Raw genomic sequence first — 13,956 nt, 5'->3', positions numbered from 1 at the left:
TCACGGTCCACGAGCACGACGTGCAGTTCGCCCTCGACAAGTGCATCGAGGGCTTCGCGAGAGGGAACGACCAGGGTGTCAACGAAGCAACGAATGATCAGCGCGGCCGACCTGGCGCACCTCGACGAGGTGCCGCACGAGGCGAAGCCGCTCGCGCTGTGGCTGTGGCTGAACCTCGACCCACTGGGGCGGGGTCCGATGGATACGGGGCGGATCGCGCGGGAGATGTACCCGGCGGACGCGTACCCGGGTCTCGATTGGTACGCGGCGCAGGACACGGTGCTCGAGCACCTCGTCGAGCTGATGGACGCCGGGTTCCTGACGACGTATGTCGCGGGCGGCGCCGAATGGCTGCTGCTGCTGCACCCGCTTCGGGTGGACATGCGCGGCGTGCGGATCTCGACCCCGGAACCGCCGGCGCGGGATCGTCCATGGACGTCCGTGGCTGTGGGGCGGGGGAGCGCGGGCGGGCGCGAGCGAGCGCGGGAGCGGGCGCGGGCGCAGGTGCGGGCGGAGGACGCCGCGCGGGCCGATGCGTGGGACGCGGTGACGCAGGACCGCGAGGAGGAGCCCGTGCTGCCGGAGCGCCCGCTGATCCTGGATGCCCCGCCGATGTTCTGCGACGACCACATGCCGCACGGCGCCGGGAAGACGAAGTGCGGTCCCTGCCGGGATGCTCGCCTCAAGCGGGACGAGTGGCTCACCCGGCGGGTCTACGAGGAGAAGCTCACCGTTCACTTCGAGCGCGCCGGGACGCCCGACGAGGAGCCGTGGTGACCCGATGAGCGAGGCCCGGTATCCCGATTGGCTGCCGCTGATCAACAAGCGCGCGGCGGTCAAGGAGCAGTTCCCGTCATTCGCGAAGGTCGCCAAGGAGCGCCCCGGATCGAACGGCGACCGGGCGCAGCGCGAGTTTCACGCGGCGCGCAATCAGCAGTCCCTCGCCGTCGCCCGGCGCACGGCCCGGCAGCTCGAGCAGTCGCACGAGGACGCCGAGGCCGACGCCGACCGGTTCATCGCCGAGCAGAAGGCCAAGCAAGCCCAGCAGACCGTCGCCAGAGCGGCGGCCTGGAAGCAACGCAATACCTCCGAGAGGAAGACAGCATGACGAACCACGATGCGGTCCGAGCGACCGTCTACCTGCAGGTGCAGCCCGAGTACACCTGGCGTGCGAAGCAGTCGAGGAAGTTCGACGAGCCGAGCGCGATCGACGGCGCGAAAGTCGTCGGCTCGACGCAGAACAAGTCGCAGAAGCCGAAGCCGGGAACGGTAGAGGTGAAGGTCACGATCGAGATCCCCAAGGGGGCATTCCTCCCGCTGCGGCCCGAGGCAATCGTCATCGTCCCCGAATCGCTGACCGCGCCGCACCCGGTCATGGTCGAGGCGCAGGACGCGAACGAGGGGGCGCTCTGATGGGCACGGCGAACCCTCACCGCATCGACATCGAGCTCGAGGCAGACGGCGCGATCCGCCCGACGCTCACCTGCAGCGCGCCCGAAGGGGCCAGCTGCCGGCTGCACTGCGGCATCTGCGAGGACTACTGGCAGGACGACCACGACCAGCACACACTGATCGACCAGGGCTACTGCCTGGCCGTCGAGGGCTGGTTCGACGACCCCGGCGTGATCTTCGAGCTCTACAACGGCGGCACGACGCCGCTGCGCTCTGGCCCGGTCGTCTTCTCCTGGGACGGTGACTCCACCCTGTGGGCGTACGACCCCGAGCACCTGCCGCTCGAGGACGCCCGGCGCGCGCTCGTCGATTCCCTGTCGCATGTCGACGAGAGCACGGACCCGCTGACCCTCGCCGTCCGCGCTACTGCCGCGCTGCAGGGGGACCGGAGCTGGGAGAGCGTCGAGGTGGCCGTCTGATGCCCGGCGAAACCGTCCTGACCGTCGTCGGCAACCTGACCGCCGACCCCGAGCTGCGCTACACGCAGAACGGACTCCCGGTGGTGAACTTCACGATCGCGAGCACCCCGCGCACCTTCGACCGCCAGGCGAACGAGTGGAAGGACGGCGAAGCGCTGTTCCTGCGCGCGTCGGCCTGGCGTGAGTTCGCCGAGCACATCGCCGGGACGCTCACCAAGGGCATGCGTGTCGTCGCGACCGGTCGCCTGCGGCAGCGGAACTACCAGGACCGCGAGGGCCAGACCCGCACCGCTATCGAGCTCGAGATCGATGAGATCGGCCCGAGCCTGCGCTATGCGACGGCGCAGGTCACTCGCGCAGCGGCAGGAGGGACCGCGGCGCAGCCGGCGGCATCCCAGCGCCAGCAGGAGACCTATGCCGCGCCCGTGTCCGAAGACGGCTCGTGGACCGTCCCGAGCGACGACACCCCGTTCTGAGAGGAGATCCCATGTCCGAAAGAGGATGTGAGCTCGGGTGCACCGTGCCCGACCTGCACTTCGCGACCTGCGTCGACTACGGCCTCGTCGTCGACGCGGCGGTCGAGGACGGTGCGATGGAGCGCCCCGAGCGATCATGCAAGGGGTGCGCGCCGGCGCCCGCTCGCGATGGCGTCATGGTCTGCGATCGCTGCTATCGGCGGATGCGCGGGCACATCGACAACGCTGCGGATCTCGTCGGCCGCCTGCGGTCGCTCGCTGACCCGCGCAAGGCGATGGTCTATGACGCGCTGCGGTCCTCGTCGGGGAAGGGGGCTGAGGCGCCCGCGCCGACGCCGGCGGACCTGATCGACGCGTCGGAGGACGTGATGCGGTCGCTGCGGTCGTGGGCGGTGTTCGTCGACCCGCGATCGGGCATCGTCGGCGGGATGCCCGCGGGCGCCGGCTCGCTCGCGGCGTACGACTACGCCCGCAGCTGCGCGAACGTGATCCTCGGCGACTTCGACCGGATCGCGAACCACGCCGACGACGTGAAGCAGCTCGCCGAGGCCGTGCTCGTCCGGCATCCGGTCGACGAGGACGGCGTGCGCCCGTTCTGGTCGATCGTCGACGCGGTGAGCCGCTACCGGCTCGAGCGGCCGGATGCCGCGCACGTCGTCGACGCGGACGCCGACGAGGCGCTCGAGGTGTCGGCCGTTGCCGAGTGGCGGGATCGGCTGATCACGAAGGACGAGGCGGCGCGGGCGAAGTACGCCGGGTCGGAGCGGACGCTGAAGCGCTGGCGAGAGCGCGAGGGGCTCGTGCCGCGCGCGATCACGCAGGGGCCGATGGGCCGGGTGACGTGGTTCCGCGAGTCCGAGGTGCTCGAGATCCGGGAGCGGATGCGAGATCGCGTCGGACGCCCTCGCAAGGCGGTGACGGCATGACGCGTGTCTCGCAGGTGGAGCTCGCGACTTACCTGACGGAGTGGCTCGCCGCGCCGAGCTTGCCGCTTGAGGTTCGTCGCGCTGCGTACGACGACCCGGCCCCTCGCAGCTGGGAGGTGGCCGCGTGGGAGACGCCGACGTGCACGGTCCCGATCGCCGAGTTCACCGAGTGGGCGGAAGCGCAGCGGTTCGCCGACGAGCGCGCGCGGTGGGCGCTGGCTCAGGGTGCGTGGCCGCGTCGCTGGAACCTCAGCTACCGCCCCGACGGGTCATGGGGCGCCTTCGGCTACTGGGAACCCCAGCACGCCACTCAACCGGAACACACGAACGGGAGCACGACATGAGCGAACTGACGACGGCCACGGGCGGCGACGGGTGGAGCCAGTGGTGGACGAAGCGACTCCGGGCCGGCGCGTACGAGATCGAGGTCGCGTCGAACGCCGAGAAGGCAGCGGACGGTACGCCGAAGGTGATTCATCACAGCGAAGACATCCGCGACGGGCGCCAGGCCGTGAGCAAGGCAATCAGCGTCTCGTCCGAGTATGCCCATCGGATGGCGTCGTGATGACCGGATCGACCGATTCGGAGTCCGGCCGGCGACCGCCGACAGTGAAGGGGCGTGGGCGCGGGAGTATCGGCAGGGCCGGGCGGAGCATGTGCGGCAGCAGGAGATCGCGAACCTCATCGCGATCACCTCGGTGCCGTTCCTGACGATCAACCAGCGCCGACGGGCCGCCGCTCGCGCGTTCGAGCTACTCGAGGAGACCGGGTCGATAGCATGACCGTCATGGGGTGGGCCGTACAGAAGTACACGAAGACGCAGGTCAAGAACGCGGGCAGGCTGATCGGCTCCGGGAGGGGGACAGCGGAAGAGGCGGCGGAGGCCCGGGAGAAGGTGAGCAACTACCGGAGCGCGCACGCCTATCCGCTGTTCTCGGTGACGATCCACGTGCGAAAGAACGCGCTCGCCGTGTCGCCCGACGCGCTGGTTGTTCGTCGTATGAAACGACTGCCGACGATCGTCGACAAGCTGCGCCGGCACCCGCATATGAACGTCACGACGATGCATGACCTCGGTGGGACGCGCGCCGTCCTGCCGACCATCCAGGACGTCGATGCCCTGGTCGCTCGGCTGAAGGGTGCGACACGCGCTCAGAACCGGATCCTGCGCACCTATGACTACCTCCGTGAGGGGCCAGGCCCGCAGAGCACCGGCTATCGCGGGGTGCATCTGGTCTACGAGTACAACGCGACGAAGACCGAGTACCACGGGGCTCTCATCGAGGTGCAGGTGCGGACGCAGCTTCAGCATGCCTGGGCGACCGCCGTCGAGACGCTCGACCTCTTCGGCGGCACGCGCCTGAAGTACAACGAGGGCGACCCGAAGCTAAAGCGCTACATGCTCGTTGTGAGTGCTCTGATGGCGATCGCCGAGGGTCTTCCGCAGCCGGTCGGTGCTGAGGGGACCGTGTCGGAGCTGCGGCTCGAGCTGCTCAACCTCGAGCTCGAGCTGGGCCTGCTCAATAGGCTCGAGGGTTACGTGGCCGCGGTGCAGCAGCACGGAGGCCATAAGCGAAACACCTTCCTGCTCGAGCTTCACCGCTGGCAGCAGAAGCTGGTGCTGACCTTGTTCGACAACCCTGCCGCGGCGGAGAGTCGCCTGGCAGAAATTGAGGCGGAGGACGACGAGGACGTCGATGCCGTGCTGGTGTCCTCGAAGCGAATAGGCGACCTCCGATCTGCGTACCCCAACTACTTCGCCGATACGACCGCCTTCAGCAACTTCGTTCGTCGCGAGATGCGGCGCCTGTAGCCAAGGCGACACGCCGCGCTGAGATGCTCCGAAAACGTGGCCCGTTTCGCTGATAGGCTGTGCCTCGCACAAGAACTATGACCGGAAGCCTCACCCCGAGCGGGTGGGGCTTTCGGCGTTCTCGGGGTCGCGTTCGCATCTCGCGCATCGGGCGCGGCCCCGCTTGATCTTCCGGTCCGACTGGCCGGGATCTCGCCTCACCGTTCACGCGACGCTCGCACTTCCAGCCAGACGGCGCCCGGCCACCTTCCCAAGCGGTGGAGTCGAGGAGCGCTGATCATCTTGCATCGGGGGCGATCGCCGGCGCGTGAGGCGCAGACGTGAATAGGCGGGCGCCCGCGTGGACTGTCCGCGGGCGCTTGCCGGCAAACCTCGATCGGGGGCCAGCATGTCCAACGCAGCCCGCAAGGCCCGCAAGCGCGCGGGTATCCCGTTCACACGGAAGCCGAAGCCCCGCCCGGTGCGCCGTCACGGCGAGCCGCTCGGCCTCGGCCTCGTGACCGCCGCCGAGATCATCACCGCCGCGCTGACCCGCCCGGCCCGCTGACGTGGCCGCCGGAATCCCGGGGCGGACTACCTCCGCTCACCGGACGAACCGCAAGAACCTGAAGGTCGCGGTTGCCGAGCACAACCTGCCATGCGCTCTGTGTGGCGAGAAGATCGACACGACCCTGCCTCGCGGACACCGCGACGCGTTCGAGTACGGACACATCAAGTCGGTGAAGGCGTACCCCGAGCTCGCCGACGACCCGTCGAACGGTCAGCCCGAGCACCTGCGATGCAACCGCAACAAGGGAGCGGGGGAGCAGCGCCTCGGCCTCGGTGACCCATCCGAGGTCTGGTAGCCACACCGACCCACACCTACGCCGATACAGCCCGCCCATGCCGCGCACAGCACGGGGGAGGGGGTCGCAAATCGCTACCCCCATGCCCGTTGCACTCCGCCGGCTGTGATCCGTCCCCCTCCGCAGGGTCGTGTCCCATGTCCCACCCTCGGGGAGGTGGTCAAGATGGCCATGACGCCCGAGGACAAGCGCAAGCGAGACCGTGAGCGGAAGGCCCGGCAACGCCAGGCGGCGAAAGAGAAGTCGCAGCTCGAGGCGATCCCTCGGATCGGCCCCGCGGGGCGGGATGCCGGCGGGACATCGGGTGGGACACCTGGTGGGACCGACAGCGGGACAGCGTCGCCGCGCCTGTCGAACGAGGCGGCAGCGCTCGCGTTCGTCGAATCGCTCGCCGTGCCCCCGTCCTCGCAGCCGCGTGTGGCTCTGTTGCTGACCCTCGCCCGCGACCTCGACTCCACGGCGATAGCTCAGCGGTCGGCGATCGCTCAGCGGTACGAGGAGACGATCGACAAGCTCATCGCGGCCGCGAAGCCCATCGAGCGCGACGAGCTCGACGAGCTGCGGCGCTCGTTCTACACGGGGGACGTGGATGACATCGACGACGACCCGGAAGCGCCCCAGCGGCGCGCAGTCCGCAAGAAGGCGTAGCGCGCGGCCGCGGCGGGTCTACGGACACATGGTGCCCCGCGTGTTCACCCCGCCGCGGCGCCCGCTGAACCCGCAGACCTCCGCCGGGTACGCGGCGATTCACTTCGCCGAGCAGCTGCACGAGGCGCTGAAGGACACCCGCCACCGCGAGCTGGCACCGAAGCTGAACCCGTGGCAGCGGTGGTTCCTGATCCACGCGCTCGAGCTGACCCCCGATGGGGCGTACCGGTTCAAGACGGTGCTGCTGTGGGTCGCGCGTCAAAACGGCAAGACCTTCATCGCGGCGCTGCTGATCCTGTTCCGCATGTTCGTCGACGGCGACGCCATCGTCCTCGGCGTGGCGCAGAAGCTCGCCACGGCCAAGAAGACCTACGAGCACGCCCAGAAGATCATCGACGCCGTCCCGCGCCTCACGCGTGAGCGCGGCAAGACGAACGCGATCAACGGCGAGCTGTGGTTCGAGCTCTCTGGCGGGCAGCGCTACTGGGTCGACTCCGCCGAGAACGGCGGCCGCGGCCTGACCTTCGACCTGGTCTTCGTCGACGAGATCCTTAAGCACAAGACGTTCAAGGCGTGGTCGGCGCTGTCTAAGACCACCGCCGCGCGCCGACGCTCGCAGCTGATCGCTGCCGCGAACACCGGCGATATGGACGCCGTCGTTCAGAGGTTCCTGCACAAGCAGGGAATGGATGCCATTGAGTCAGAGGACGACTCCACGACCATCGGGCTGTTCTGGTGGTCGCCGCCGCCGGGGATGCCGCTCGACACCCCTGAGGCGTGGGCGTACTCGAACCCGTCGATGAACTACAACCTGCCCGAGGAGAACCTCCACGCCTATTGGATCTCGGACCCCCGGCCCGTATTCGAGTCGGAGGTCGCGAACATCTTCGTCGACTCTTCCGTCGGCGGGCCGTTCCAGACCGGCAAGTGGGCCGCCGGATTCGACCGGCTCTCCAAGCGCGCGCCGGGGGGCGACGTCTACCTGTGTATCGAGGTCTCTCACGACCGCACGATGGCGCACATCGCGTTCGCGGCGTACCGCGAGGACGGCCTCGTGCACGTCGGCATCATGGCCTCGCGTCCTGGCACGGACTGGATCGTGCCGTGGCTGCAGGACCCCGCCCGCACCTTCACGCCCGCCGGCATCACTTTCCAAACCAAGGGCGCTCCGGTGTCCTCGCTCATCACCGAGTTCACCGACGCGGGCATCGAGGTCACCGACTGGGGCGGCGCCGACCTCGGCCGCGCCGCCGGCCTGCTGCTGGACGGCGTCAACCTCGGCAAGATCAAGCACCGCAATCAGCCTCTGCTGGATGTCGCCGCCGGAACCGCCGTCATGAAAAGCCTCGGCGGCGGCTACGTCGTCGACGCGAAGAATTCGCCCGGCGATGCGTCCCCGCTGTGGGGCGTGGCCGGCGCGCACTGGCTGCTGAAGAACCCCGGCGACGGCCCCTCGATCTACGAGGAGCGCGGCCTCGCCACCGTGTGAGGAAGGGGGCCACCCATGGCCAAGCCCGACCGGCTCATCCGTTCGATGATCCGCCGCCGCTACGTCGCGACGCTTGACACAGAGGAGACCTTCGAAGGGGTCCTGATCGATGTCGACGAGTTCCACCTGGTGCTCGCCGATGTCGTCTCCCTCGCCAGCAACGGCGACCGCCTCGCCGTCGACGGGCAGCTGTGGCTGCCGCGGCTCGGCGTGAAGTACCTGCAGACCCTGGCCGTGTAGGAGGTCCCCGCGTGCTCCTCTCCAACGGAACGGTCATCTCGACCCCCCAGCAGGGCGACCTCGGCGACAGCACCTCGTCGTTCACCAGCGGCACCTACTACGGCGCCGGAGACATCCCGCTCATCGGCTCGTGGGCGGCGTACAGCGAGATCTACAAGGCCCAGCTGTGGGTCGGCGTCGTCATCCGCAAGCTCGCCATGGCCACCGCCCGCAACCCCTTCGAGATCAAGAAGTGGGCAGGCGACGCTGGGCAGGAGGACGAGAACGGCGACCTCGCGGAGCTCATGCGCCGCCCGAACGAGCGTCTCTCCGGCTTCGACCTGTGGCTGTGGACGTCCTCGACGTACGACCTGTACGGCGAGGCGTTCTGGCTGAAGCTCCGCGACCGGAACGACCGCGTTCGCGAGCTACATCCCATCCACCCGACCAACGTCGTCGTCCGCCGCAACGACAAGGGCGAGACGGTGTTCGCGTACCGAGGCCGTACCGACATCGAGTGGCCTGAGCGCGACGTCGTCGTGTTCAAGAACTACAACCCCGAGAACCTCCGCCGCGGCCTGTCGAACCTCGAGGGCCTGCGCATGACGCTCCTCAACGAGGACGCATCCCGCCGCGCGACGGCGTCGTGGTGGAACCGCGGCGCACGGCCGTCGCTGGTGGTCAAGCACCCGAAGACGATCTCGGACGGTGCGCTCAACCGGCTCGCCGGCCAGATCGACCGGCAGTACAGCGGCACCGACAACGCCGGCCGCCCCCTCATCCTCGAGGAGGCGATGGAAGCGACCGTCGTGCAACTCTCCGCCGAGGAGATGCAGTACATCGAGTCGCGGAAGCTGAACCGTGAAGAGGTGTGCGGAGCGTACGACGTGCCGCCGCCGGTCGTGCACATCCTCGACAAGGCGACGTTCTCCAACATCACCGAGCAGCTGCGGTCGATGTACCGAGACACCATGGCGCCCCGCTTCGAGCTGTTCGAATCGGTCGTGGACCACCAGCTCGTCCCAGACTTCTACGGCGACGGCGGCGTGTTCACCAAGTTCAACATGGACGAGGTGCTCCGCGGTGACTTCGAGACCCGCGCCACCGCCGTCGGCTCGCTAATCGAGCGGGGCGTGATGACGCCAGCCGAAGCGCGGCCGCTGTTCAACCTCCCGCCGGCTGGCGAAGAGGCGAACGTGCTGTACGCCAACGCCGCACTAATCCCGCTCGGATACAACCCCCGAGCGCATCAGGTCGCCACCGACGGGACGCTCATCCCGCGGCCCGTGAGCGACAACAAGAGCACGCCCATCTTCGAGATGACATACGAGGACCAACTCGCCGAGATCGAGCGATGGCGACAGGGGAACTGGAACGGAGAGCGATGAACATCATCCGGAAAGACGCGACGATCGCGCCCACGGGCGCCGAGGAGGACTTCCCTGGCACGTTCGAGGTGGTCCTCTCGGCGCCCACCCTCGACCGCGATGGCGACACCCTCAAGGCCGACGAGTGGGTGCAGCCGCTGCCCGAGCACATCACCTTCGACTCCGACCACGGCATGTCCGTGGCGACGACCGTCGGATCCGGGGCGCCGCGCATCGACGAGGAGACCGGAAACCTCATCGTCTCCGGCACCTACAGCTCGCTGCCGCGGGCGCAGGAGGTGCGCACCCTCGTCAATGAGGGCCACATCCGCACCACCTCGGTCGCGTTCATGACCCTCACCGAGGGCAAGGGCGCCGGCGCGGTGACCAAACGCGAGCTGCTCAACGGCGCTTTCGTGGCGATCCCATCAAACCGGGAAGCCGTGGTGCTGACCTCGAAGTCCGCAACCTCGAAGACCGGTGCCCGAAACAGCGCCGCCGACGGCGAGCTGATCCAGTCCATCCTCGACGCGGCGGTCGCTCTCGGCGGCGCGCTGCCGACGGAGAAGGCGTTCCGGCCCCGCTCCGGCACGAAGACCCTCGCCGGCTCGCTCGAGGCGGTGCAGGAACGCGCCCGCGCCGCGCTGCGCGAAGCGAACTCCGGCGACTGGGTCTGGCTTCGCGGGACGATCCCGGATGCCGACGGCGGCGGCATCCTCGTGTTCGAGGTCGAAGACCGGGACACGTACGAAACCGAGCTCTACCGCCAGAGCTACACAGACGACGGATCGGTCATCACCCTGCTGGGCGATCGAGCGACCGTGGGAGTGGTCGAAGTACTGACTCCCGACCCCGAAGCCAAGTCGCTGACCCCCGCGACCGACGCCCCCGACGACGCGGCCAATGCGCCCGTCGAGACGGAGACGACGGACGCGGCCGAGGCGGCTGAGCTTCAGGTCCGCATGGCGCGAATCCGCGTCATGAACACACTCGCAGGTACCAACTCCCGGGAGGGGAAATGAGCACGAAGCTCAAGGAGGCTCAGGACAAGGTCCGCGAGCTCTCGCAGAAGGCACTCGACGTCGCGGAGAACCGCAACGGCGAGTACAAGTCGTTCGCCGACCAGAAGGCGGCGCTCGATCCGCTCGAGGCCGACATCAAGAAGTGGACGGACGAAGTGCAGAACCTCGACTACATCGAGGAGAAGCGCAAGTCCTTCGCCGCGTCCAGCGGCGGCACCCTCGACGACGCATCCGCCGACGAGCGCGCGGAGGCCGTCGCGAAGTCGTTCGGCGCGCAGTTCGTCGAGTCGGCCGCGTACAAGTCGCTGCTGCAGAAGGGCCTGAAGGGCAACTGGGCGTCGGGAGACGTCGAGCTGAAGGCACCGCTGCTGCAGGGCAACGCCGGCGCACCCGGCGGCGGCTACCAGGTCACCAACCAGCCCGCCGTGCAGCCCGGCATCATCGACCAGCGTTTCCGGACGCTGACGATCGCCGACCTGTTCCCCTCGGGCACCACCACCTCGCCCCTGATCCGCTACCTCGTCGAGTCCATCGTCACCAACGGTGCCGCGGCCGTCGCCGAGGGCGGACTCAAGCCCGAGTCGGCGCTGGCGTTCACGAAGGTCGACGAGGTCCTCCACAAGATCGCCACGTTCCTGCCGATCTCGGACGAGATGCTCGAGGACTGGGCCCAGGCCCGCTCCTACATCGACGCCCGCCTGGTGCTGTTCGTCAAGCTCGCCGAAGAGGCGCAGCTGCTCAACGGCGACGGCACCGGAGCGAACCTCGTCGGCCTGCTCAACCGGCCCGGCCTGGCGACCCCGATCGTGCGAGGCGAGGCACCCTCGGCCGCCGACGACAACGCGATGGACGCGATCTACCGCCAGATCACGCGCATCCGCACCACGCAGTTCCTCGAGCCCGACGCGGTCGTCATCGACCCGCTGGGATGGGAGGGCATCGCCCTGTCGAAGAACCTGCAGGGCGCCTACTACGCACAGGGCCCGTTCGTGCAGGAGGGCAACCCCTCGCTGTGGGGCAAGCGCGTGGTGAACACGCCCGCCCTCGCCGAGAACACCGCGCTCGTCGGTGCGTTCGCACAGGGCGGCCAGGTGTTCCGCAAGGGCGGCATCACCGTCGAGGCGAGCAACAGCCACGCCGACTACTTCCAGAAGAACCTCACGGCTCTTCGCGCGGAGGAGCGTCTGGCGCTCGCCATCTACCGTCCCGGCGCGTTCGGTCGGGTCACCGGCCTCGCAGGCTGATCCACACGGGGACGCCCGGAGCCCTCCGGCCCGGGCGTCCCTGTCCAACCGAAGGAGCACCCGCATGGGCATCCAGATCGACCCTGACGAGGACGTCGTCACCCCGAAGAGCACCGGCGCGGTGCCCTTCGACGGTGCGCCGACCGTGACCGAGGCCGTTGCCGACAACGCGAGCACCGACGCAGTGACGTACGTGCCGCCCGGCACCACCGAGGTCACCTACCCGGCGGACGCCGTCGTCGCTCAGACGAACGTCGACGGCCCCGTCACCACGAGCGTGTCCTGGCTCAAGGACGTGCAGACCAAGCCTGTGGAGGCGCCGGAGACCCCGGAGCCCGAGCAGAAGCCGAAGCGCGCGCAGACCAAGCGCGTCACGGCCAAGACCGCCGACGCCGGCGACACCGGCTCGGCGAAGTAGGGGAGGGGGCGGGGATGGATCTCTTCGCGACCAAGGACCAGATGGCCAACATGTCGCAGGGGCTCATCCCCGCAACCACCCTTTTCCTCGAAGACGAGATCAAGGCAGCCAGCCGCCGCATCCGCGACTACTGCCGCTGGCACATCGCAAAGCAGCAGACGGGCCTGATCTTCCGGCGCCGCTCGCGTTTCGTCGACGAGGTGTGGCTTCCCGCCCTCCGAATCACCGCGATCGAGTCGGTCGTCGTCAACGGGAAGCCAGTCGAGGACCTCACCCGCATCGACTTCGACCCCGACACCGGGTGGACAAGCATCCGGGGCGCCGCGGTCGAGGTCACCTACACCGCCGGGTTCACGGAGATCCCCGAGACCCTCACCCCGCTGACGCTGCACATGGCCGCCCGTGCGCTCGGCAACCCGATGGGCATCGTACGGCAGCAGACCGGATCCGCATCCGTCACGTACGCGCAGGCGGCGTCGGGCGCCGCCGCCGGCGGAAACCTGCTGCCCGGCGAGGAGCAGCTGCTCGACGCCTATCGCATCGCGCGGGTCAGCTGATGTTCCCGTTCGGTCAGACCGTGCACCGGGATCGCCGGAAGCAGGTCGCCAGCCCCTACAACCCCGACAACATGGTGCCCGGGTCGTGGGACACCCCCGACACCATCGAGATCCCGGGCGCGTGGGTCGCCGCCAGCTCGAGCACCCTAACCGAAACGGCAACCCGGACCCAGATACTCACCGAGAAGAGCCTCTACTGCGCCCCCGACGCCGATGTCCGCCCCGGCGACCGCATCCGCGCCGACGGCGTGACCTACCACGTGAAGGTCAAGCCGGCCGCCGACCGGAACCCGTTCACGGGCTGGCAGCCGCACCTCGAAGTGCCGCTCGAAGACCGGGAGGGCTGATGGCGACCTTCAACGAAGCCGGCCTCGCCGAGATCGCCCGATCCGCTAGCGTCCGCGACCTCGTGACGGACGCCGCCGCAGCCGTCGTCGACGCCGCGCAGTCCGACGCCCCGGTCCTGACCGGCGAGTACCGCGACAGCATCCACGTCGAGGTCGAGCAGACCCCGGACGGGCCTGTCGCGACGGTCGTGGCCGACGTCCCGTACGCCATGGTCATCGAGTCCCGCGAGGGTGTCCTCGCGCGGGCGGTGGGGAAGGTGGCAAGCCGTGTTTGAGCCTGCCGTCATCCACACCGACCTCGAGCTGTTCCTCACCGGCTGGTACCGCAACGCCCTCGCCGCCCGGCCCGAGGACGTGTGCCGCGGCGTCGTCGTCGACAACCGGGAACAGGACGGGCCCGACTTCCCCGAACGGTCGCTCATCATCCGCGACGACGGCGGCCCCGACACCTCACTGCTCACCGGCCGGCGCACGGTCGGCCTGTCGGTCCTCGCCGGCAGCCCCGAGAACCCGCAAGACGCAGCCGATCTCGCACTGATCGTGCACGCCCTGCGGACCCAGATCCCCAGCATCGACCCCGACAACCCCGTCTCTCGGGTCCGGGGCTCCCTCGGCCCCTACCGCGTGCCCGAGAGCCAGCCGCGCGCCCGGCGCTACATGGCGTTCACCCTGGACGTCGTCGGCAAGGCGCTCTGAACCACCACACCCGGCCCG

The 13,956-nt window shown here is 68.9% G+C and carries 23 protein-coding genes; all 23 read left to right on the top strand.

Annotation, left to right across the window (positions count from 1 at the left end; all coding sequences use genetic code 11):
• Nucleotides 1–93: 93 nt before the first annotated feature.
• The 23 genes from HW566_RS03405 to HW566_RS03295 all read left to right on the top strand — a co-directional run bounded on the left by HW566_RS03405 (nt 94) and on the right by HW566_RS03295 (nt 13,938).
• On the top strand, nt 94–777 hold the full coding sequence (locus HW566_RS03405) for a hypothetical protein (protein WP_178010424.1): 684 nt from the start codon (nt 94–96) through the stop codon (nt 775–777).
• A gap of 4 nt (nt 778–781) precedes the next feature.
• A complete protein-coding gene (locus HW566_RS03400; protein ID WP_178010422.1) occupies nt 782–1,108 on the top strand; it encodes a hypothetical protein in 327 nt (108 codons plus the stop codon).
• Complete coding sequence (locus HW566_RS03395) at nt 1,105–1,413, top strand: hypothetical protein (protein WP_178010421.1); 309 nt, start codon at nt 1,105–1,107, stop codon at nt 1,411–1,413. Before HW566_RS03400 ends, HW566_RS03395 begins: the two co-directional genes overlap by 4 nt.
• Nucleotides 1,413–1,871, top strand: a complete 459-nt coding sequence (locus tag HW566_RS03390) for a hypothetical protein (RefSeq protein ID WP_178010419.1) — start codon at nt 1,413–1,415, stop codon at nt 1,869–1,871. The genes HW566_RS03395 and HW566_RS03390 overlap by 1 nt, the downstream gene beginning before the upstream one ends.
• Nucleotides 1,871–2,347, top strand: a complete 477-nt coding sequence (locus tag HW566_RS03385) for a single-stranded DNA-binding protein (protein WP_178010417.1) — start codon at nt 1,871–1,873, stop codon at nt 2,345–2,347. The genes HW566_RS03390 and HW566_RS03385 overlap by 1 nt, the downstream gene beginning before the upstream one ends.
• A complete protein-coding gene (locus HW566_RS03380) occupies nt 2,314–3,273 on the top strand; it encodes a hypothetical protein (RefSeq protein WP_178010415.1) in 960 nt (319 codons plus the stop codon). The genes HW566_RS03385 and HW566_RS03380 overlap by 34 nt, the downstream gene beginning before the upstream one ends.
• A complete protein-coding gene (locus HW566_RS03375; RefSeq protein WP_178010413.1) occupies nt 3,270–3,617 on the top strand; it encodes a hypothetical protein in 348 nt (115 codons plus the stop codon). Before HW566_RS03380 ends, HW566_RS03375 begins: the two co-directional genes overlap by 4 nt.
• Entirely contained in the window at nt 3,614–3,838 is a 225-nt protein-coding gene (locus HW566_RS03370) for a hypothetical protein (protein WP_178010411.1), read from the top strand. Before HW566_RS03375 ends, HW566_RS03370 begins: the two co-directional genes overlap by 4 nt.
• A complete protein-coding gene (locus tag HW566_RS03365) occupies nt 3,816–4,055 on the top strand; it encodes a hypothetical protein (protein ID WP_178010410.1) in 240 nt (79 codons plus the stop codon). The genes HW566_RS03370 and HW566_RS03365 overlap by 23 nt, the downstream gene beginning before the upstream one ends.
• A 5-nt stretch (nt 4,056–4,060) precedes the next feature.
• Nucleotides 4,061–5,086, top strand: a complete 1,026-nt coding sequence (locus tag HW566_RS03360) for a RelA/SpoT domain-containing protein (protein WP_178010408.1) — start codon at nt 4,061–4,063, stop codon at nt 5,084–5,086.
• A 388-nt stretch (nt 5,087–5,474) separates the two neighbouring features.
• Nucleotides 5,475–5,633 carry a hypothetical protein gene (locus HW566_RS03355; protein WP_178010406.1) on the top strand — a complete coding sequence of 53 codons (159 nt, stop codon included), beginning with the start codon at nt 5,475–5,477 and terminating at the stop codon, nt 5,631–5,633.
• A 1-nt stretch (nt 5,634) separates the two neighbouring features.
• Nucleotides 5,635–5,931 carry an HNH endonuclease gene (locus HW566_RS03350; RefSeq protein ID WP_178010404.1) on the top strand — a complete coding sequence of 99 codons (297 nt, stop codon included), beginning with the start codon at nt 5,635–5,637 and terminating at the stop codon, nt 5,929–5,931.
• 165 nt (nt 5,932–6,096) lie between these two features.
• A complete protein-coding gene (locus HW566_RS03345; protein ID WP_178010402.1) occupies nt 6,097–6,579 on the top strand; it encodes a hypothetical protein in 483 nt (160 codons plus the stop codon).
• Between the two features lie 40 nt (nt 6,580–6,619).
• Nucleotides 6,620–8,068: a terminase large subunit domain-containing protein gene (locus HW566_RS03340; RefSeq protein WP_178010401.1), complete on the top strand. Its 1,449-nt coding sequence runs from the start codon at nt 6,620–6,622 to the stop codon at nt 8,066–8,068.
• Between the two features lie 15 nt (nt 8,069–8,083).
• Nucleotides 8,084–8,308 carry a hypothetical protein gene (locus HW566_RS03335; protein WP_178010399.1) on the top strand — a complete coding sequence of 75 codons (225 nt, stop codon included), beginning with the start codon at nt 8,084–8,086 and terminating at the stop codon, nt 8,306–8,308.
• Nucleotides 8,309–8,319: 11 nt separating this feature from the next.
• Entirely contained in the window at nt 8,320–9,675 is a 1,356-nt protein-coding gene (locus HW566_RS03330) for a phage portal protein (RefSeq protein ID WP_178010397.1), read from the top strand.
• Nucleotides 9,672–10,676, top strand: coding sequence for a hypothetical protein (locus tag HW566_RS03325; RefSeq protein ID WP_178010396.1), 1,005 nt, complete (start codon nt 9,672–9,674; stop codon nt 10,674–10,676). The genes HW566_RS03330 and HW566_RS03325 overlap by 4 nt, the downstream gene beginning before the upstream one ends.
• On the top strand, nt 10,673–11,920 hold the full coding sequence (locus HW566_RS03320; protein ID WP_178010394.1) for a phage major capsid protein: 1,248 nt from the start codon (nt 10,673–10,675) through the stop codon (nt 11,918–11,920). The genes HW566_RS03325 and HW566_RS03320 overlap by 4 nt, the downstream gene beginning before the upstream one ends.
• A 64-nt stretch (nt 11,921–11,984) precedes the next feature.
• Complete coding sequence (locus HW566_RS03315) at nt 11,985–12,338, top strand: hypothetical protein (protein ID WP_178010392.1); 354 nt, start codon at nt 11,985–11,987, stop codon at nt 12,336–12,338.
• A gap of 14 nt (nt 12,339–12,352) precedes the next feature.
• Nucleotides 12,353–12,895, top strand: a complete 543-nt coding sequence (locus HW566_RS03310; RefSeq protein WP_178010391.1) for a hypothetical protein — start codon at nt 12,353–12,355, stop codon at nt 12,893–12,895.
• Nucleotides 12,895–13,242, top strand: coding sequence for a hypothetical protein (locus tag HW566_RS03305; RefSeq protein WP_178010389.1), 348 nt, complete (start codon nt 12,895–12,897; stop codon nt 13,240–13,242). The genes HW566_RS03310 and HW566_RS03305 overlap by 1 nt, the downstream gene beginning before the upstream one ends.
• The gene (locus HW566_RS03300; RefSeq protein WP_178010387.1) at nt 13,242–13,517 is read left to right on the top strand and encodes an HK97 gp10 family phage protein; all 276 of its coding nucleotides are present in this window, start codon (nt 13,242–13,244) and stop codon (nt 13,515–13,517) included. The genes HW566_RS03305 and HW566_RS03300 overlap by 1 nt, the downstream gene beginning before the upstream one ends.
• Nucleotides 13,510–13,938: a hypothetical protein gene (locus HW566_RS03295; RefSeq protein WP_178010385.1), complete on the top strand. Its 429-nt coding sequence runs from the start codon at nt 13,510–13,512 to the stop codon at nt 13,936–13,938. The genes HW566_RS03300 and HW566_RS03295 overlap by 8 nt, the downstream gene beginning before the upstream one ends.
• Nucleotides 13,939–13,956: the final 18 nt, after the last annotated feature.

The sequence above is a fragment of the Microbacterium oleivorans genome, from assembly GCF_013389665.1.
Classification (GTDB): Bacteria; Actinomycetota; Actinomycetes; order Actinomycetales; family Microbacteriaceae; genus Microbacterium; species Microbacterium oleivorans_C.
This window is presented reverse-complemented; position numbering and strand designations above follow the sequence as displayed.